Below are 20,744 nucleotides of genomic sequence, written 5' to 3' on the forward strand. Positions count from 1 at the left end.
ATGGTTATAACATTTGCTACCCAAAAAGGAGGGGTAGGCAAGACTACCTTAGCGGTTGCTTTTGCTAACTACCTCACCTTAGTAAAGGAGAAAAAAGTAAAAGCTTTTGACTTTGACTTTCAGAAATCTTTCCATCAAAAATGGGAAGAAGATAAAATGCTTTCTATCCCCCAGCTCTATGAGGTAGAGGTGATAGGCGACGACAACCAAGAGAGTCTTTTAGATTTTCAGACCCTAATGGATATGAAAAAAGAAGAGACAATATACCTCTTTGACTTAGCAGGAACGTTAGACGAGCGTTATATTGATTTGCTCATATACAGCGACTTTATCATCATTCCTTTTGAGTATTCTGATGTATCGGTAAAATCTACAATGGTATTTATCAATCTATTGGGAATGATAGAAAGCCAAGCTAATAGGGTATTTGTGCGTTCTAAGTACGACAAAGGGTATTTTTACCGCAATCAGCAAGTAATGGACGAGGAGATTGGCAAGTATGGTAGATTATTACCTACACCCATCTACAAGTGTAATGAATTGCAAAGCATTAACACTCGTCGCCTTTCGTATAGACAAAAGAAAGCTGTTAAACAAACCTTTGAAGAATTAACCCAATACATCAATGAAACCCTCTAAATTATACCAATGACAACATTTTTTCAAATAGTAATTATTGTTTACATCCTTTATTATGCAGGGAATATCCTATACGACTTGTACTTCAAAAAAGAAAAACTCCCTATAGAGGAGGAAGACAAACAAGAGTTTTCTCTATCGGGGATAGGACAGGAAACAAAAGTCACTAATATAGACTTTAGCGATGTAGAAGAGATGGCTACAAGCAGTAGTACAGAAATAGATGAGAATGATTTATTTCCTTCTACCGCTAACGAAACTGCCACAGCTCCTGACGAAGTGTTGAAAGCGATGATGAGAAAACACCAAGAGGAAGAACAACTCAACACTAACGAGGCTGATAATACTGACACCCATACAACTCCAGAAAATACTGGAGGAGAAAGTACAGAGCTTACCAAAGAACAGAAGCAAGAGTATTTAAAAGCTAATAGAGAGCGATTTAAAGACATTTTAAACATGGCAGAGACCAGTGTACAAGTCGTGGTTAGTGGAGAGGGAGACGATGGTATTAAGGTATACAAAGCCTCTGTACAACCCTAGTAAGCAAATAAAACAAAAAACCTAATTTAATTCATTATGTTAAACATTCAAAAATCTGTAACGAGGAAGCAACTACTACTCTTGTTACTTTTAGGAATCTGTGTCACGACTCCTATACTTGCACAAGGTGCAGGTGCTATTACTGATGCTGCCAATAGTATTAAGACCTATTGGGGGCCTTTGAAAACGCTCATTATGATGATTGGAGGTATTGTAGGTCTCATTGGAGGGCTGCGTATCTACAATAAGTGGACAAATGGTGATCAAGACATCAACAAAGAAATCCTCGGATGGGGAGGTGCTTGTTTGTTCCTCATCTTAGTGCCTATTTTCGTAGGAGCATTCTTTGGTCTCAACTAAAAAAGTATCAACCTATGGGCTTCTATCTGTACAAGGGGCTTAAAAAACCCCTTGTCTTTTTCGGACTCAAAGATAAGTACATCTATTACGCTTTAGGCTCAGCCTTAGGAGGACTTATCTGTTTGGCTTCTTTACCTTCTTTCATTGGCTTTTTTGGCGCTCTTATAGGAGCAGGGATAGGCATTGGAGGGGTATGGTACACCTTTCACAATCAGAAGACGAAAGGTCTATATAACAAGATGAGAAACAATGATGAAATACACATCTTTCCTAAAAGATTTAGAAAATCATCACAAAAGAAACAACAAATTAAATCATTATAACTATGGAAATACAAGGACGTATTAAAGAAATTTTTTCCTTGGAGACAGTTGGTAACAATGGCTTCCAAAAAAGAGATTTAGTTATCACTACAGAAGAGCAATATCCTAATGATATTGTCATTCAGTTCACACAAGGGCGTTGTGCACTTTTAGACAATTTACAAAAAGGACAGTTAGTAAAAGTACATTATAACCTTAGAGGGCGTGAATGGGTATCTCCTCAAGGAGAGGTAAAATATTTCAACACAGTAGAAGGCTGGAAAATAGACCTTATACAAATGCAACAAGTGTCTTATAACCCAAGTCAAGGACAATTCGTTCCTGCACAAACGCAAGCACAGACAACACCTTCTCCAATGAATCAACAAGCACAGCAGGGAGAGTTTTTTAACGCTTTTGGACAAGCACCTGCAAATCAATCTGATGATAACGTTCCTTTTTAACAAGAAAAGAATATCAAAATGAAGACAAAGGCTTTTGAATTTCCTTTTATAGGGTACGACTATGGCAGTAAGCACGGTTGGAAGTACGATGTGCTCATTGGGCAATATGGCAATCCTGTGATAGGCATTCGTATTAAAAATATAGTAGAACAATACTCAGCCGACCCTGAACGTTACGAGCAGTTTCACACTATTCTCAATCAAGTAATTGCTATTGTAGGAGAAGGACACATCGTGCAGAAAGTAGATATTTTTGCCAAAAAGCGATATGTATCTGAAAAAGAAAATACCTATTTGCAACAGAAATACTCTGACCATTTCAACGGACGCATTTATAAGACCATAGACACTTTACTACTTTTTACTGATTTATTGGATAAGAAGAAAAGCAAATATAAATTTTCAGAAAGGGCTTACAAGGAGCTACGAGACAAGTGCGAAAAGGTCTATATGCTGTTAGAGCAAAGTGAATGTGACCCCGATTGGTTATTTGAGAAAGATTTTGAGTATTACATCGGAGGTACTCTCACAATGCAGTTTGCTGAAGTACCCGTGTTTGACAATATCAAATCTACCAATGAGTATTTGCGCATAGGCAGCTCATTTGTCAAAACAGTCTCTTTCGTGGATGTAGAAAACATAGAATTGCCTAATGAAATAGAAACCTATTCACGCTTAGGCGGTAGCAGTACAGTAGCCGATTTAGCAGTAGATAATTTTTCTTTTCTCAACGAGTTAGAAGCATATCAAACAATTGTCTACAACCAAGTGATCGCTATTCCTCCCCAAGTATCACGCCAACGAGAGTTAGAAAAGAAAATGAAAAAACACGATGGAGTAGCTAAAAACGCCCCTTCCAATGCTATAGTAGCCCAAGAAATTCAAGAGCTTTTGCACGATATAGCTGTCAATGGGCAGTTGATAGTAGACGCTCACTTTTCGTTAGTTTTTGCTTGTGATACCTTGGAGAAAATGGAGAAAACACAATCTACTATTGAGAGCAAACTCTTTACCAAGGGAATCATCATCTCTAAGAATGCTTACAACCAAATGGAACTATTTCGTTCGGCTATTATAGGCAATGCAGTAGAGTTGCAGGACTACGATTTGTTTACTACAACGAGCGAAGCAGGCTTGTGTTTTTTTTTTAAAGAGAGCTACCCAATAAGTGAAAAATCTAATTTTTACTTGCGTTTTGCTGATAGACAAGGAGTACCATTAAAGGTAGACACTTCAGATTTACCTTACCAAACAGGACGAATCAACAATCGCAACAAGTTTGTTTTAGGACCTTCGGGAAGTGGTAAATCGTTCTTGATGAACAATATTGTAGAGCAATATCTCACCTACAATTACGATGTGGTAATCGTAGATACGGGTGATTCTTATTCAGGTTCTTGTTCCTATAAAGGAGGGCGTTACGTACAATATACAGAAGAAAAGCCTATTACAATGAATCCGTTTGCGGTAGGTAAAGAAGAGTTTAACATTGAAAAAACTGAATTCCTCACCAATCTCATTTTCTTAATATGGCAAGGAGCTGATGCAACAATGTCCCCCGCTCAGAAATCCATTATAGATAATGCCCTCCTTGCCTATTATCACCAACATTTTGAGGGCGACACCCAGTGGTATAAAGCCAAAACAAATGAGGAATTATTGCTCTACCTCAATAAGTTCAACATCTATGAAGAAGATTTAGACAGTAACGAGGAAGAGACTTTCTATGATATACTGGGACTGCCTTTAGATGCGAGTACTGAAGAGATAAAGGACAGAGGTCGCAAACTTTTAAAGGAATACCACCCCGACAAACGCAAGGACGAGTATAACGCCAATATGGCAGATATGTTCTATAAGATATACGAAGCTTACGAAACCCTTTCTGATGAAAAAAGGCGTAAAGTCTATAATGAAAGTGCCGCACTCATTGCTGTAAAACGAGAAATAATTCCCTTAGATGATGAAGATTTAGAGACTGATAGACAAAGACAAGCAATTGTAAAACGAGTTAAAAAGGTAGCAGAAGAATTTAAAGTACAAGAGTTGTCGTTTAATACCTTCTATGACTTTTGTGAAAAGTTCCTACCCGTGTATATGAACAACAAACATCACCGCATTACGGAACAAGAGTTTAACCTGCGTACTTTTCTCTTTGTGCTCAAAGATTTTTACAGAGGTGGACGCTATGGTACTACACTCAATGAAAATGCCGACAGTTCTTTGTTTTACGAGCCTTTCATTGTCTTTGAGATAGATAACGTGAAAGACAATCCAAAGCTGTTTCCCATAGTAACGCTCATTATTATGGATACGTTCATTCAAAAAATGCGTTTGCGTAGTGATAGGCGTAAAGCTCTCATTATTGAGGAAGCGTGGAAAGCCATCGCCTCTAAACTGATGGGAGGTTATATACTCTATCTGTACAAAACAGTGCGCAAGTTTTGGGGTGAAGCAGTAGTAGTTACCCAAGAGTTAGATGATATCATTGGTAATACGGTAGTGAAGGACTCAATCATCAATAATTCTGATACGTTCATACTACTTGACCAAACCAAGTTTAAGGACAATTTCGACCGTATAGCAGCTTTATTGTCGCTCAACAAAGTAGAGCAAAACAAAATCTTTACGATTAATAACCTAAACAACAAAACAGGTAGAGGGCGTTTTAAAGAGTTTTATCTAAAGCGAGGGGCTAAAGGAGAGGTATATGGTAACGAAGTATCTATGGAACAATACCTTACCTATACTACTGAAAAGCCTGAAAAATCAGCTATTCTGTACTATGTAAAAGCATTAGGTAATTACGACAAAGCCTTAGACGCTTTTGTAGCCGATGTAAAAAAGTACAAAGAAAAGACAGATGCCATATTTGCCTTGGTAAACCTCTATAAAAAGCCTTTAGATGAAAAAGTAGTAGCTTTCTTTAAGGATTTCAAGAAGGAGCACCCTAAAGATACCTTAAAGAAATTCGACCAATATGTAAAAGACAGAGAGTTACCTTTATCTGAACTTATAAACACACAACAATATGAAAAACAAGCTATTTAAATTATTACTTACCACAATGCTGTTGCCTGCGATAGGAGAGGCACAAACCATTTATTTTGATCCAGCTGTTACAGGCTCAATGGCAGGTTATGCTATTTCGCTTAAAAATGGTCAGAACAAAATTGCCGATGAGCAAACCAAATTGCAAAAAGCGCAAACCTTTATAAATGGTCAAATGGCATTGGTTAATCAGGTACAAGAAAAAGTATATAAAGGACTTACAGAAGTCTCTACTACCATTACCAACGGAATGCAACTCAAAAATATATGGGAGCAACTCAAGCAATGCCAAGAGTATTCTTCTAATGTACTCACCCTTGCTAAGAAACATCCTCAGTATGCTGTCTTTGGAGTAAAAGCAAGTGAAAAGGCTTACGAGGAAATACTCAAGCTCACGGCAGAGATTAACAGCGTGATTGATAGTAAGGGTAAAAACCTAATGACCGCTGGTGACCGTTATAGGTTATTAGATTCTATAGAGAGCAAAATACGTTCCTTTAAACTATGGCTTTTAACCATTCAAATAGGAATGGAAAACGCTCAGCGTATTGGCTTTTGGAGGGCTATCAGTCCTTTCGACCAATATATCAATACCGATAAGGATATAGTAGAAAACATAATGCGAAAATTCAAACACACTTTCTAATGAAAAAGGTTATTTATCTCATCGGAGTATGTACTCTAGGTTTTTGGCTCAGCTCTTCAGGAGGGCGAAGTAGAGCTCCTTTGGAAAAAGAATCGTTATCCCCCGTAATGATTAACAACGAGGTAGAGCGGTCAGTAGATGAAAACGAGCGACAAAAAACGCTGAACAACAAACAAACGCTCAATACTACTACTGAAGCACTTAATAGAAGTCAATGGGAGAAGTATAAGGAAACGGGTCGAAAGATACAAGACCGCTTGCGGATAGTAGATTTTACCCTACAAGCAATTCCTACGGGTTATGTAATAAGTGAACGTGCTAAAGAAATAAAACAGGTACAACAGAAGATTTACAGAGAAATGCGCAATGCACCTGATGTTTTTAGAGAAGCTTTCCCTATTATCCTGCCCAAGCAAATCAATTTTATAGACGATTTGCAAATGGTTACCCGATTTTTAGTAGGTATAGTGCTCTCTTATGGAGCCATCAATCAAATGGAGCGTGCTGAACGCCAAATATTACTTGACTATGCTCTCAGTGAAGTTGATAGACTCTACAATGATTCTTATGCTACTCTCACAGTCATTCGTGAGACAAGTTATGCTATACAGCGCAGAAGAAGCTTATTTCAGTACTATATAGACCGAGATAAGGAGTTAGCACAAGATATTTTAAAAAATGTTAAAAGCCTTGGCATATGAAACAACTTATCCAACTATCTGTATTGCTTTTCTTTTCTGCAGTGACTACACTGCAAGCCCAAAGCTACTATGAGACGGTGATCAATAGTTCTTTATTGGCGCATATCACTGCCAATCACGTAACAAGGGAAGCGAGTTTAGCGAACTTTAATAGTATTTTTAAAAAACAGAAAGAATTCTATGAAGAGTCTAATAAAAAAATAGTACAAGTAGTAGCTATCCACGAGAAAATTTACCAAAATCTGTACAATATCAATTCTTTGTTCAAACAGAGCAAGCAAATCAAATATATAAAAGATTATGTTTTTAGTATTATAGGGAATCTTAAAAAGATGAACAAATTAGCAGTAGAAAACCCTCAATATAGTTTTTGGCTCAAAAAAGAAACAGACCAAGTGTATTCTAAAGTATTGTCAATTATTGAAGAGCGGAAAGCTTTCTTAACAGAAGATAGAAAACGATTGATGGACTCAGCCGATAGAGATGCACTTCTTGACCGTATATATATGAAGTTACGTTTGCTCAATGTTTCTATTTTAAACGTTATCAATATCATAGAGTTTAATAAGAGCCGTGCTTATATCTATTCTATACCTGTATTCAACAACTTTGTAGAACACGACAAACAACTTGTTGAAGAGATTATGCAAAAGTACAGACGTTATAAACATTATTAATGCAATGAAACAAACTATTCTTTATTAATGCAATGAAACAAACTATTCTTTATGTGTGTCTATTAGCCTCTATGGTGGTCTCTGCTCAGTATAAAATTACCAAAGTAAAAGATGAAGCCCTCAATGCACAAGAAAAACGGCAGGTATTTCAACAGTGGGGAGATTTTAAGCCCGAAGCAGAGTATTATACAATATTTGGGACGAAGGTTGGTCCTCAATTGAGCAAGAACCATTCAATGGTATGGGGATGGCTTTCTTACAACGGGCGCAAGTATAATCACCGTTATATGGACGGTGAGGATATCCGTCCGCTCAGTGCTACAGGTTTAGAGACACAACGGCAACTCAAAGCTATGGTAATGCAAAGAGAAGCTGAAACCATCAAAAAGCACGTAGATAGTATCTATAAACGCAGTCTCAGTGATATGGCACATTGGACATCCTTAACCGTCAATGCCGACCCACTATTCTTGTTGTACTATAAAAGAATGCTCACCCCTCTTAAAAATTTTCCTGACAGACCTGAGACTTATTCACAATGGGGTTTTAAAGATGAAAAAGCGTTTGAGAATGCTAAACGCACAGGACAATTACAGCCTTTGCAAGAGAAGTTAGACATCATCAAAGGAATTTACGAAAAGGCAACTACATTGGATATGCCACGAGGCAAGCGATTTTTAATGTATCACAAAGCACTGATAGGCTGGAGAGAATTTAAACGTATGCTACAGAACACGGGGAACATCAATCAGTGGTTTTTAGAAACGGAACGACTCCTCAATGATTCTTATAAAGCTACCGATGAAATAGCTCCTTATGTTGAAGATGTACAAATAATGGAAAGTATAATGCGACAATACAAACATAAATTCTAAGTATATGAACTTAAAGAAAATTACAATCATTATAGCAAGTTTGCTCTTTATATTGGCAACTCCTGCTTCTTTAGCACAACCCAGACCTCCTTATTCAGGGGCGGGCTCATCTATAATAGGCCCGCCACCACCTAGTATGGAGCAAGGAGATAAAACCGTAAAGTTTATGAAAGGTAGTGGTGACTTTGAAGAGTGGTTTATGGAAGCCTTTACGCACTTGGATACTTTTATAGAAAGTTACGCCTACCAAGCCTCTATACTGGGAAAAGCTATCGGAGCACTCGGAATGCTTATTTACTTTTCAATCATAGGTTTTAGAATGCAAAGCGGAAGTGCCGAATGGGACGTAGAGCCAATGATTAAACCCGTTATCATAGGACTTATACTCATCTACTGGGTACCTTTCACCCAAATGGTACAATATCCTTTTCTAAGACTTGCTGAAATGCCCAAGGGAGTTTTCCAAGAGATAGAGAAGACAACCAATAATCTTCGGACAACTCGCTATACCAAACAAATGCAAGTATTAGATGCTACTATCAAAGAAAGAGCAGCTCTTATGGCTAAAAGGCAGGACTTTTGGACAAAAGTAGGCAATGGTGATGTAGGAGAAGCTTTTGGCGACCAATGGGATAAACTTACAGCTCCTATTGAAGATGGATTGGAGAGACTCAATTACAAAATGCAAAAAATCATAGGAGAAGCTATTGAGTTAGTATGTTTAATGATTTTAAGAGTGGGGGTCTATCTCATCTTCTTTATACAAAAGGTATGGTCGTATATACTGATAATTTTAGGGCCTATAGCCGTCGGAATGTCGCTCATACCAGGTTTTGAAAGTTCGCTGACGAATTGGATCTCTAAGTTTATCAATATCAATCTATACACTTTTATAGCCTATACGATTATCAATATAGGGCAACAGATTATAATGGCAGGCTACACTATGGATATTACACGTCTTTCAACGATAGTCGATGCCAATGGTAATGTAATCAATCAAGGACTTCTAATGGCATATACCACCTATAGTGGAATGATGAACTCTGTGATTTTCCCTTGTGTAGGCTATGTAATAACTGGATTAGCCGTACTAATGACACCTACTATTGCCGATTCAGTAGTTTCAGCTGGAGGAGCTAGCATAATGACCAAAGCCAAAGGAGCCGCAAGCAAAGCAGCTAGTGTAGTTTCAGCAGGTGGTAAGGCTGTAGGAGGTACTGTAAACGCGGGACGTTCCTTAGCAAATAGCGTGAAAAACTCAGTGGCAAATAGCACTTTTGATGCTGTTAGCAAGAATATCAACAGAATGCCTGACGTACCTAAATCTAGATAACAAATTCAATTCACAATGATAGTAAAAAACATAGAAAAACGTATCAAAATCAACAAAACAATGGCTATAGCTACCGTGATATTTGCTATTGTTATCGTGATCGTAGGGTTTAGCTATTCCTACAAAATTGTACAGGACTCTCGAAAGTCTATCTATATCTTAGACAATGGAGTACCCGTGCTGGTCAAACAAACTGATGAGCTCCTAAATCGCCCCGTAGAGTACAAGGCACAAGTGGAACTTTTCCACCGCTTATTTTTCACCTTAGCTCCTGATGATGAGTATATCAATAAGAATATTGATAAAGCACTCTACCTTATGGATGATTCAGCCAAAAAAGAGCGAAGTAACTTAACCGAAAAAGGTTGGTATAACCAAATTATCTCCTCTAATGCAACTGTGTCTATACAAACAGACTCTATCAATATTGATTTGAACAGCAAAAGGTTTATGTACTATGGTACACAGATGATTAATAGAAAGACGAGCCTTATCATACGAAAGCTCATTACACAAGGTACTTTTAGGGATATACCCAGAACGCCTAACAATGCACACGGAGTGCTTTTAGAAAACTGGAATATCTTAGATAATACAGAACTATCTGTCAAACAAAAATACAGCTATTAGAATGGAAAAAGAAGTAGAACAAAACACCTCAATAGAGCCTCAAACAGAGGAACAAGAACAGCAACCTAATAAAAAGCTCAAAGAAAGACTTAAAGAGAGATTTAAAGAAACCTCAGTAGGTAAATGGTTGTATGCCAATCCTAAAAAGTTTTATTTCTATGCGATGACTTTCTTAGTGCTGTCGTTTATAGGAAGTACTATTTGGGATATACGTTTGTCTCAGCAAGCTAACAATGGTATGATACCAATGCTTTATGAGCAAAGTAGCAAAATCATCAAGCAAAACGAGAACAGACAAGAGCAAATGCAAAACATTACTGAGGAACTAAAGGGATATAAAGCTAAACGCGAATTAGGAGAGCTCACCCCTTCTGATAGCCTTAGAATTGAGTTTTTATACCAACAGTATCAAATCCTACAAAACCAAAGTCAGCAATGAAAAAAATCAACTTTAAGCAACCCAAGTATATCTTTCCTCTCATTGCTTTACCTTTTGTGTGCTTCATAGGCTATCAAGTAATAGACCTATTTGGCAAAGACGATAAAAAAGAGCAAGCACAGAAAGACCTGAGTACCTCTTTAGGAAAAGTGGAAACGCCCATAATGAACAAAAACGACGCTTACGACAAGATGTTTGAGAATACGAACGACAGTCGTTCTATGATTCAAGATTTTGAGAAGGAAAGTGATAGCCTTTACAACTACTCCGACAATTTAAATGATGCTCAAAAGCGTTATTTGGATTCTTTGGAATATGAGCGCAAGCGCAATGCTAATAGCAAGGTTACAAAGATAGGAGATAACACCTATTACCGCCCCAACAATAGTGCTTTTTCTCAATCCTCATCGCAATCGCAAGATGATAAAGATTATGAACGTTCTAAAGAGATGATTCGTATGCTTAATGAGTCGCAACAGCCTACAGCGAGTAGCAAGCAAGAAAAAGAGGAGAAAGAGTACAACCCTGTAAAAGGCTTACGAGAGCAGATGTTATTCTTAGACTCATTGGAGAAATCTAAAGACCCTGAAGCAATAAGGCAGAAAGCAGCTTCAGAGCGTTTAAAAGCCAATAAAGAAAAACGCGAAGCCTTTCTCAATCGCAGTTTAGAGGTTACCAAAGCAAATAACTTAGGGAATTTTAATCATATCTCTAAAGAGAAAGAGGGTAACAACATCAAAGCGGTAATAGATGAAAACATCAAAGGCTATTTAGGAAGTCGCATTCGTATACGTCTTTTAGAAGATATCTTCATAGGTAAAAAGCAGAAGAGGTTGGTGAGAAAAGGTAGCTTCCTATATGCTGAGATTGCAGGATTTTCACAACAGCGCGTTTACCTGAGTATCGTATCAGTAATGACCAATAATGAGATTTACCCTATCAATCTTTCCATTTACGATATGGACGGGCTCAAAGGGCTATACGTGCCTGCGAGTGCCTTTAGAGAAATGATTCGAGAGTTAGGGGCGAGCTCCGTACAAGGGGTGAATGTAGAAACAGGTCAAGGTTTCTTTACCAGCCTTGCCTCTAATCTATTCCGATCTACCTCCGAAGCTGTATCAGCTATCATTCGCAAGAATAAAGTAAAACTCAAGTACAACTCTTACATCTATTTAATTAACGAACAAGATTTAAACAAAAATGAAGAATAATATCATTACAAAACTCTCTATAGCGTTATTTGCCATTCTTGGGGGCAGACAAGCACAAGCACAAACCCTTGTCAATCAAATTAATGTAGATAACCTCCCCATTATCTTTATGGGTAAAGAGGTAAATATTCACATCATCGCCCCCGAACCTATTCAGTTTGTAGACCTCTCTACAAATTACCTTATAGGCGATTTGCCTTCCGAAAATATTGCCCGCATTAAAGTAGAACAAAGCGGAGACGAATTAATGGAGAATGCAACCCCAAAAAAGGAATTGCGTTCAGGAATGGACATCGGTATTATCACAGTAGTAGGGCAATCGTTTTTAGCGCAATACCGCGCCATTTACCAAGAGCAAGAGCACAATTGGTTAGCCTCTAATATTCATATCAAAGCCGAAGATATGCAACCATTAGAATATCCTAAACTCAAATACTCTAATTACGAGCTCAAACGCTTTGCCTTGGATATTCAAGCAAAGAAAATCAAGAAGCCTATTCGCAAGAAAAAGAATCTGAAACTCAAAATGCTACTGAACAATGTTTATGTGATAGATGATTACATCTTCTTAGACATCAGTATCGAAAACCTTACTAACCTACCTTGCAATATCGACGCTATGAAGTTCAGTATCGAGGATAAAAAGATTTATAAAGCTACCAACAACCAGAGTATTTTGCTAACGCCTTTATATGCACTCAATAATCAAACTAAAATACGCAAGAACTATCGCAATATTTTTGTGTTTGAGAAATTTACCTTCCCCAATAGCAAAATACTAAAAATACGCCTTATCGAGGAACAAATCTCAGGGCGTGTGATTGATATGAAAGTCAATTACTCCGATGTACTCCAAGCTGATACTTTCTAACCTCTAAAACCTGAAACCTATGAGTATGCAAGAACAACAAAACCAAATCAAAATATACGACTTCTTCCAAAAAATGGTCTATGGAGTCGTAACCTTGGATTGCCTAATTCTTTTCTTTCAAAATGCCGAGATACCTGTGCTATCTAATATCTTGCAAAGCTTTGCAAAGATGGGCGTATTCTTTCCTCCTATCAATGCTAAGCTGAGCACCCTTGTGCTAATTACCTTGGTAGCTATAGGCACACGAGCTAAAAAGAAACGCGACTTAGATGCAACCAAAGAAATCTTTTTGCCCATATCTGTGGGACTGATAATGATCATAAGCTCTTTAGCCCTTGTATGGGGAGCGGGCAATCCCAATTTACCTTATGTAGTGCCTTATCTCAATGGTTATCAATTAGGCTACCTCCTACTCTCTTATGCAGGGACGATGATCACTCAAAAAGGTGCTGATAGTATTTCTAAACTAATGCAAACTAAAATGGATAAAGACCGTTGGAATACCGAAGAGGAGAGTTTCGACCAAAATAGGGAACTTGTAGAAACACCTACCTCTGTAAACATCCCTTACAAGTTCCGCTACCAAAAACAAACACACCAAGGCTGGATGAATATCGATCCCTTTCGTGGTTCAATGGTCATTGGAGTCCCTGGTTCTGGTAAGTCCTTTGGGGTGATTAACCCCGCTATCCGTCAGTTAGTAAGCAAAGGTTTTTGCTTGTGTATCTACGACTTTAAGTTTCCAAGCTTAGGCGAAATTGCCTATTACCACCACTTGCTAAAGAAGAAAACCGACCCTAACTACAAGCACAAATTTCACGTGGTAAACCTTGATGAGGTAGAGTACTCCCGAAGAGTAAATCCTTTTAAAAAGGAGTATATCAACACCTTAGCACAAGCCCAAGAAATGGCTGAATCTATGGTAAGTGCCTTGCAAAAAGGTGGTAGCTCTGGCGGGGGTGGCTCTGAACAGTTCTTTACGCAGTCAGCGGTGAATTTTCTTGCCTCTACTATCTATTACTTTGCTACCTATGAGAATGGCAAATACTCTGACCTACCTCATATACTAGCCTTTATGAATCGCAGTTACGAAGAGATATTCGATACTCTCTTTACTAATGAAGAGTTAGTATCACTTATGTCACCTTTCAAATCAGCTTATGAGAACAAAGCCTTTGACCAGCTCGAAGGACAGATAGGTACTATAAAGATTTTCCTATCTCGCTTGGCAACCAAAGAAAGCTTTTGGGTATTTAGTGGCGACGAAGTGCAACTCAAAATATCTGACCCTGAAAATCCCTCTATCCTCATTCTCGCCTCCAATCCGCGCACACAGGACATCAATTCAGCTTTGTATTCAGCAGTGCTCAATAGAGTGATAAGTCAGATAAACGACAAAGGTAATCTCTACAGCGGACTTATCGCCGATGAGTTCCCTACTATCTATATTCACAAGATAGACAACCTCGTCGCTACTGCACGTAGTAACAAAGTAGCGGTAATGCTCGGTTTGCAGGAACAACCGCAATTGCGCCAATTCTACAAAAAAGAAGTAGCCGAAACAATTTCAGCTATTATGGGGAATATCCTCTCAGGAGCTGTGCGCGACAAGGGTACCCTTGATTGGCTTGAAAAACTCTTTGGTAAAATCAAACAAAAAAGCTACTCGGAATCTATCTCCAACCAAGGTACCAATATGACCATCAGCGAAAAGATGGATGTAATGATACCCGCGGGCAAGATTGCAGGACAACGCACAGGTGAAATGGTAGGTATGGTCGTACAAGGCGAAGACAACGCCACCGAAGAGTTTAAAACATCAGCTATTTCAGGCAAGATCAACCTTGATATGAAAGCTATCAAACACGAGGAAGCTAATTATGTGAAAATGCCTACCTACTATTCATTCAAAGACAGTGCAGGCAATGACCGTAAAAATGAAATCCTTATGACCAATTTCCGTCGTATCAACAAAGAAGTTGAAATAATGATTAGAGAAATCAAAGAAGCAGTAGCCTAACTGACACCTAAATCCTAAGACCTAACACCTGAAAAATGCAACCCAATAAAAAACATATCAAAACAATAGTTCTATACCTTTTCTTTTCTGCAATAGGTAGCACCTATGCACAGTTCAATACACTCACTCCAAAAGTAGCTCCCGAAAAAGAGTACCAAAAATTTAGAGTAGTAGAGAATAATGAGCTAAGTAATAGCAATGTAAGTGCAGAAAAAAAAGGCAGTGGCGTGTGGAAGCGATTGTTTCGCAGTGAAAAGGCAGCCCTTCGCAAAGAGGTAGATTCACTGAAAACGATTATCCATCAATCGCAACCTACCGCACCTAATATCCTCAAACAGGTGCAAGATTCTATCATCTTATCCCTTGCTAAAAAGGCAGTGACTGAAGCACATACCAAACAGCAGGATAAACAACAACCTACTCCTACCAAAGAAGCTGTACGGCTCTCACTGCCTCTGAAGGGAGAATTGCACGTTACCTCTCATTTTGGAGAGCGTTTTCACCCCATTTTAAAGCAAGAGCGTATGCACAACGGCATTGATTTACGGGCTAACTACCAACACATATACGCTGTTTTAGACGGGGTAATTAGCGCAGTAGGCTGGGATAGCAAAGGCGGAGGCGTATATATCAAAGTCAAACATCAGAATTTTGAAACAACCTACTGTCACCTCTCCGAAGTCTATTACCGACAAGGGGAATCTGTAAAAGCGGGGTTTATCATAGGAAAAAGTGGTAATACCGGACTCTCTACCGCACCTCATTTGCACTTTTCTGTAAAGCAGAATAATGAATATATCAACCCCGTAACATTTCTTAACAATTTAATATCTCTAAAATAACAAAACTATGAACGAAGAACAAAAAGAATATTTAGACAATCTTAAGCAAGAGGCGTTAGATGCCGTAAAAAATCTATTGGGATATCTAAAATCAATGCGCCCTAATGGTTTTATCTCTACAGAAGGAGAAATAGACGCAAGAGATGTATATGTAGATATAATGTATCATTTACGTGATTTTATCTACAAAAGAAACTCTATAAAATAATTGATTATGTCTAAAACCCTAATCATAGCCGAAAAATCAACACAAATGCGTGAGTACGCCCGTGCATTAGGTTTTACCCTCAAAGGAGACCATTACGAGAAAGGCGATACTATCCTTTCCTGTGCAGCTGGACACTTGTTAGAACTTGCTGAAGATACCGCCTATCGAGGGGAAGGAAAATGGGATAAATCCTATTTGCCACTGCTTCTGCAGATAAAAGATTATAAGTACGAACCTAAGAAAGAGGAGAACCGCCAAGCTCAACTCAATAAGTTAGGCAGCTTACTAAACAACCCAGAAATCGGTAATATCATTGTTGCCACCGACCCCGACCGTGAGGGGGAACTCATTTTTAGATACATCTATAACTATTTTAAATGTAAAAAGCCTTTCATTCGTGTGTGGAACTCGGCTTTAGTTGATGAGGGTATTCGCAAAGCTTTTGCACACCCTACCTACAAGCAGGGTGACCCATTTTTGGAAAACCTTTGTAAAAGTGGCTACGCCCGCGCTTTTACCGATTGGCTCATTGGCGTAAACGCCACCCAAGCAGCCACCCTCCAATTAGGGCAAGGTAAATTGTTATCGATAGGAAGAGTACAGAGTACTATTTTAAAGATTATTTGCGATAGATACATCAAGAATAAGGGGCACGAAAAAACCTATACTTACAAGATTATCACCAATCATTCTTACAATGGCACTACCTATACGACCGAGAGCCCCATATATGAGAACAAAGAACAAGCTCAAGCCGTTTTTAACGGACTTTTGCCCGCACATAGCTTTGTGTCTCACGAGGTGAAAAAAGTTTCTAAAAACCCGCCTCTGTTGCATACATTGGACAGTTTGACGATTGTAGCTAACAAACTCTATAAGTACACGCCCGACCAAGTGTTGGCGTCTGCTCAAAAGCTGTATGAAGGTAAATATTTGTCCTACCCGCGTACTGAAGACCCTTATATCACTGAAGAAGGGTATTACAACCTCCAAAAGTTCTTTGTCGGTTTGTGTAGAGATTTTTTGGGCGTTACCGACTTTGCTTTTATGAGCAAGCCGAAATCGGTAGACGATAGTAAAATAACAGGTTCTCACGATGCTTTAATACCTACAGGTTACACCAATGGTTTAGAGAGCTTAGCCGAGCAGGAACGCCGTGTATTTGAACTTATCCTATATCGCTGTTTAGAAAGCTTTTCCGACAGCTCTCAATATGAAAAAGGCATATATCTTTTTGACAATCAAGGAACGACTTTTAAAACCAATACTAACAAACTGTTATATGCAGGTTGGGAGCGTTATACGCCTAAAAATAAAACAGCAGCTACTGATGAAGAGGGTGAAGCAGATGATGAAAAAATTACTGTTTTGGATCTGCCTTACAGGCAGGGCGACGCGGTCGCTATCGAGGCGAAAAACGTTCGTGAAATTGAGAGCAGACCTCCCGCTATATACACACCTGCAACCCTTACCGATGATTTATGTAACTTGGACAAATTCCTACAAGAACAATCGCCCGAAGTACACAAGGAATTATCATCGCAAATTGATTTAAAGGGCTTGCAAATTGGCACAAAAGGTACTCGCCCTGGCATACTTGATACGCTTATTCAAAAAAGGCAGTTTATCACCTTGCAGAAGAACAAGTATTTGCCTACAGAGTTGGGGCTACAGTTTTACAATGCTATCAAAGATTTAGAAGTGGTGAATGTAGCCCAAACTGCCCGCCTTGAGTATCAGCTAAAGCAGATAACAGAAGGAAAGTTATTAGTAACACAGTATTACAATAACTTATTGCAATACGTGCAGAATATGGTACATAACATCTTTAGCATTGAGGCTACTGTTAAGGTGGAACGTCCTACCTTGGGAACTTGTCCCAAATGTAAACAAGGGCAAATCGTGGAGGGTAAAAAAGCCTTTGGCTGCACCAACTACAAAAACGGTTGCGACTTTACCATTTGGAAAGAGGTAGCCCATAAAACCATCACCGCCAAGCAAGTAGCCGACCTTATTGCCAAAGGCAAAACAAGTCTGCTAAAGGGCTTTAAAAGCAAGGCGGGTAAAGACTTTGAAGCGTACTTAGTACTCAAAAATTGTAAGGTAGATTTTGAATTTAAAAACAATAAGAAAAAATGACAAAACAACAAAAATTAGAAATTATTTGCAACGTTATACTACTATTGCTTTTTATAGGTATTATCGTAGTAGTAGTTTATTTTAATAGCTTGGTTGTAGGCACTTTACAATCTATCGACAATTCGTCTCTCATTACCTCTAAAGAAGCTCAAATGGCTAATGAGTTAGCTATTCTTATTAAAAAATGTATAGCTCCTGTTAATCTAATGTTGGGAGTATGTATAGGGCTATTAGCTCCTGAATTAATCAAAATGGTGAAACAGTTAAGCAAATTTAAAAACAAATAAATCAGTAACAATATGAACGAACAATTACCCACATCCCGCCTTAAAGAATATGGTATTATGAGTGAAGATAATACTTTCTCTAAGAAACTGTCCAACAAGGATATTGAAAACTTTCTCAAAGGACACGCTATGATTGCCGACAATGGTAAAGACCGTTTGATTTTCCTCCTGACGGATAACAATACTCGTCTAAATGTGAATCTCTATCAGCGCGACAAAACCATTGACGAGATTGTAAAACAAAGCCAAAAGGAAATTGTCTATAGCCAGTTAAACGAACTCACCAATAGCAAGTCCATAGATATTGAGAAAAAAGCCTTTATCTACGACCAGAAAACACAACAAGTAACTGAGTATGACCTGCTCAAGGATACTGAGAAAATCGCCCAAGTGGTTGCAGAAAAAAAAGATATTCAGGAAAGCAACCGTTTCAAAAATGAGCTTCTCAAACTCAAAGGCTATTTGCAGGATAAAATTGACAAGTTCCCTGAGATTGGCAAAGAAATCACCAATAATCTAAACATTGTATCCAAAACCATCAGTACCATAGACGATGCTACGCCTAATGAAAGCCAATCACAAAAACAACAGCAGTCTAAACTCCGTTTAGATGTGAATGACGACGACCTCTATCAAGATGCTAATCGTCACCGTGAACGAGAAGAGCAACAAGAACAAGAACAACACCGCCATCGTGGTTTTAGAAGATAATAACCTAAAAAACTAATCAAATGCAAGACATACAAATCAGTATCGGACAGCAATTCTATTCCAAAGATTACGATGAAACACTACAAGTGCATAGTATCCGTGAGCAACCCAACCCTAAAATCTATCTAAGTGGTACCTCTTCTGATAGAGAAGTTACTCTTTATAAGTCTGACATTGTGCGACTTCTTAATGAAGAGAGATTAAAAGAGGTGAATACACCTAAAAAATCCTTAAATACCGATATTCTCAATAGCTTTATTGGTGATTTAGCTTGGGGGAATGATACTGAAATGAACAGACTCAAGCAAGTCTACCTATCATTTTCTCCTCAAGAGAGAGATTTTGTAGATAAAAACGCTGTGAGAGAAGGTGCGAACTCTATTGAAGAAGTCTTTGAAAAAGTACTATCAAAGGACGAAAAAGAGAAATTAGAAAACAAGATTAATAACTTTTTAAACACTGTAAAAAAAATGGAAACAACAGAACAAAAGGAAGTAAACCAAAAGCCTACAATTGACTTGCAAATAGGTCAAAAACTCCATTACAAAGAGGATGTTTTTGAAGTAACAAGATTTGCTAAAGATAAAAATGGCCAAGATATGGTTATTCTAAAAGACCCTTTTATTGGAACTGGTGTAGAAATCCCTTGGTATCGGTCAAATTTAGAAGAGGTCATAAGCAGCGGTCAATACCAACTTGCTAAACCTAACAATATTGAACAGCAACAAAATCAAGATGTTAATCAATCAACAGCTCAAACAAACGAGGTAAGCATAGGTCAAAAATTTCAATTCAAAGAGAGTAACTCAGTTTTAGAAGTTGTTAAGATTGACAAAAATGCTCACCGAGATGGTAGCGATGAACTAACAATGAAACCTGTAGGCGTAAATGTAGGTAACCAAGAGTTCAACTGGAGCAAGTTAGCTTTAGATACTGCCATTAAGGAAGGAAAAGTTGTAGAAGTTGCTCAACAACAGCAACAACAAACTCAATCATCTCTTCAACTTTCACAACAACAATTCACTCAGCTAAACTACCTAAAAAACCAAGTAAAATATCTTGGATTAGGCGAAGATACTAAACTGCACAAGGACTTAGAAAATGCCATACTATCACCTGAAACTAAAGTAACTGTTCGTGCTGAGTACAACTACCCCGACCGCTTGATGAAAGGCAATACTGCTACTTTTGATTTGAACCTCACTAAAACCGAACAAGGAGGCGTATTTTTAAACTCTTATCGCGCCAACCTCACTACTAAAAATGGCGAGGAACGTTCCCAAACTTTTAAGGTACAGAAAGAAAACAGTGTCACTGCAAAAGAAGCGATTAACTTGCTTGAAGGACGCTTGGTAAAAATAGAGCACGATGTAGTAGACAAGAAAACTGGAGAGCTTTCACGTACAGAGAGCTTTATCAAACTCAATATGAAAGAGCCTAAAACAGACTATGGCAACTACAAATACGAGTGGTATAACAAAAATGCCTATGGTGTGGATATAGATAACATTATGCAAAAATCCAACTTAACATTTGCTAATGATATTGAAAGAGAACGCACTAAAAAACATTTGGAAAAAGGCAATATCACTCAGGTAACTTTCCAACACGAAAACCGTCAAATACAAGGTTTTGCGGTGTTAAACCCTCAGTGGAAAATGCTCAATTTGTACGACAACGCTATGAATAGGGTAACTATCCAAAATCAATTGGTAAAACCCGAAGTTACACAGTCTCAACAAAAGAACAACGTTCCAGAACATAGTATTTCACGATAAAACCTAACTTGAAC

The 20,744-nt window shown here is 38.2% G+C and carries 22 protein-coding genes; all 22 read left to right on the forward strand.

From position 1 onward, the window contains the following. From ACSQ7D_RS05215 to ACSQ7D_RS05320, 22 genes are read left to right on the forward strand one after another with little or no spacing between them, the layout of a single operon-like run. Positions 1–639, forward strand: coding sequence for a ParA family protein (locus ACSQ7D_RS05215; RefSeq protein ID WP_278589941.1), 639 nt, complete (start codon positions 1–3; stop codon positions 637–639). Between the two features lie 9 nt (positions 640–648). Then, positions 649–1,182 carry a hypothetical protein gene (locus ACSQ7D_RS05220; protein ID WP_437135615.1) on the forward strand — a complete coding sequence of 178 codons (534 nt, stop codon included), beginning with the start codon at positions 649–651 and terminating at the stop codon, positions 1,180–1,182. Positions 1,183–1,218: 36 nt separating this feature from the next. Then, positions 1,219–1,542 carry a DUF4134 family protein gene (locus tag ACSQ7D_RS05225; RefSeq protein ID WP_009419755.1) on the forward strand — a complete coding sequence of 108 codons (324 nt, stop codon included), beginning with the start codon at positions 1,219–1,221 and terminating at the stop codon, positions 1,540–1,542. Between the two features lie 14 nt (positions 1,543–1,556). After that, complete coding sequence (locus tag ACSQ7D_RS05230) at positions 1,557–1,865, forward strand: DUF4133 domain-containing protein (RefSeq protein WP_009419756.1); 309 nt, start codon at positions 1,557–1,559, stop codon at positions 1,863–1,865. Between the two features lie 2 nt (positions 1,866–1,867). After that, positions 1,868–2,308 carry a DUF3127 domain-containing protein gene (locus ACSQ7D_RS05235; protein ID WP_203093437.1) on the forward strand — a complete coding sequence of 147 codons (441 nt, stop codon included), beginning with the start codon at positions 1,868–1,870 and terminating at the stop codon, positions 2,306–2,308. Positions 2,309–2,326: 18 nt separating this feature from the next. Then, the gene (locus ACSQ7D_RS05240) at positions 2,327–5,359 is read left to right on the forward strand and encodes a TraG family conjugative transposon ATPase (RefSeq protein WP_278589939.1); all 3,033 of its coding nucleotides are present in this window, start codon (positions 2,327–2,329) and stop codon (positions 5,357–5,359) included. Beyond that, positions 5,340–6,005 carry a hypothetical protein gene (locus ACSQ7D_RS05245; protein ID WP_278589938.1) on the forward strand — a complete coding sequence of 222 codons (666 nt, stop codon included), beginning with the start codon at positions 5,340–5,342 and terminating at the stop codon, positions 6,003–6,005. Before ACSQ7D_RS05240 ends, ACSQ7D_RS05245 begins: the two co-directional genes overlap by 20 nt. Further along, positions 6,005–6,706, forward strand: a complete 702-nt coding sequence (locus tag ACSQ7D_RS05250) for a hypothetical protein (protein WP_016478629.1) — start codon at positions 6,005–6,007, stop codon at positions 6,704–6,706. The genes ACSQ7D_RS05245 and ACSQ7D_RS05250 overlap by 1 nt, the downstream gene beginning before the upstream one ends. Continuing rightward, entirely contained in the window at positions 6,703–7,383 is a 681-nt protein-coding gene (locus ACSQ7D_RS05255) for a hypothetical protein (RefSeq protein ID WP_016478630.1), read from the forward strand. The genes ACSQ7D_RS05250 and ACSQ7D_RS05255 overlap by 4 nt, the downstream gene beginning before the upstream one ends. A gap of 32 nt (positions 7,384–7,415) precedes the next feature. Further along, positions 7,416–8,258: a hypothetical protein gene (locus ACSQ7D_RS05260; RefSeq protein ID WP_016478631.1), complete on the forward strand. Its 843-nt coding sequence runs from the start codon at positions 7,416–7,418 to the stop codon at positions 8,256–8,258. Between the two features lie 4 nt (positions 8,259–8,262). After that, on the forward strand, positions 8,263–9,594 hold the full coding sequence (locus ACSQ7D_RS05265) for a hypothetical protein (RefSeq protein ID WP_016478632.1): 1,332 nt from the start codon (positions 8,263–8,265) through the stop codon (positions 9,592–9,594). Positions 9,595–9,609: 15 nt separating this feature from the next. Then, on the forward strand, positions 9,610–10,224 hold the full coding sequence (traK, locus tag ACSQ7D_RS05270; RefSeq protein WP_009419764.1) for a conjugative transposon protein TraK: 615 nt from the start codon (positions 9,610–9,612) through the stop codon (positions 10,222–10,224). Between the two features lies 1 nt (position 10,225). Further along, entirely contained in the window at positions 10,226–10,663 is a 438-nt protein-coding gene (locus ACSQ7D_RS05275; RefSeq protein WP_278589937.1) for a hypothetical protein, read from the forward strand. Further along, positions 10,660–11,874: a conjugative transposon protein TraM gene (gene traM / locus ACSQ7D_RS05280; RefSeq protein WP_016478633.1), complete on the forward strand. Its 1,215-nt coding sequence runs from the start codon at positions 10,660–10,662 to the stop codon at positions 11,872–11,874. The genes ACSQ7D_RS05275 and traM overlap by 4 nt, the downstream gene beginning before the upstream one ends. Then, positions 11,864–12,745, forward strand: a complete 882-nt coding sequence (gene traN / locus ACSQ7D_RS05285) for a conjugative transposon protein TraN (protein ID WP_016478634.1) — start codon at positions 11,864–11,866, stop codon at positions 12,743–12,745. Before traM ends, traN begins: the two co-directional genes overlap by 11 nt. A 25-nt stretch (positions 12,746–12,770) precedes the next feature. Continuing rightward, complete coding sequence (locus ACSQ7D_RS05290; RefSeq protein ID WP_278589943.1) at positions 12,771–14,765, forward strand: type IV secretion system DNA-binding domain-containing protein; 1,995 nt, start codon at positions 12,771–12,773, stop codon at positions 14,763–14,765. 35 nt (positions 14,766–14,800) lie between these two features. After that, positions 14,801–15,607 (forward strand): M23 family metallopeptidase, encoded by an 807-nt coding sequence (locus ACSQ7D_RS05295; protein WP_278589936.1) that lies wholly within the window; start codon positions 14,801–14,803, stop codon positions 15,605–15,607. Between the two features lie 7 nt (positions 15,608–15,614). Then, a complete protein-coding gene (locus tag ACSQ7D_RS05300) occupies positions 15,615–15,815 on the forward strand; it encodes a hypothetical protein (protein WP_002678111.1) in 201 nt (66 codons plus the stop codon). Between the two features lie 6 nt (positions 15,816–15,821). After that, positions 15,822–17,954 (forward strand): type IA DNA topoisomerase, encoded by a 2,133-nt coding sequence (locus ACSQ7D_RS05305; protein WP_437135616.1) that lies wholly within the window; start codon positions 15,822–15,824, stop codon positions 17,952–17,954. Then, a complete protein-coding gene (locus ACSQ7D_RS05310) occupies positions 17,951–18,241 on the forward strand; it encodes a hypothetical protein (protein WP_437135617.1) in 291 nt (96 codons plus the stop codon). Before ACSQ7D_RS05305 ends, ACSQ7D_RS05310 begins: the two co-directional genes overlap by 4 nt. A gap of 12 nt (positions 18,242–18,253) precedes the next feature. Continuing rightward, positions 18,254–18,952, forward strand: coding sequence for a hypothetical protein (locus tag ACSQ7D_RS05315; RefSeq protein WP_437135618.1), 699 nt, complete (start codon positions 18,254–18,256; stop codon positions 18,950–18,952). Positions 18,953–18,972: 20 nt separating this feature from the next. Beyond that, entirely contained in the window at positions 18,973–20,730 is a 1,758-nt protein-coding gene (locus tag ACSQ7D_RS05320; protein WP_437135619.1) for a hypothetical protein, read from the forward strand. Positions 20,731–20,744: the final 14 nt, after the last annotated feature.

Source organism: Capnocytophaga sp. G1920, from assembly GCF_051417515.1.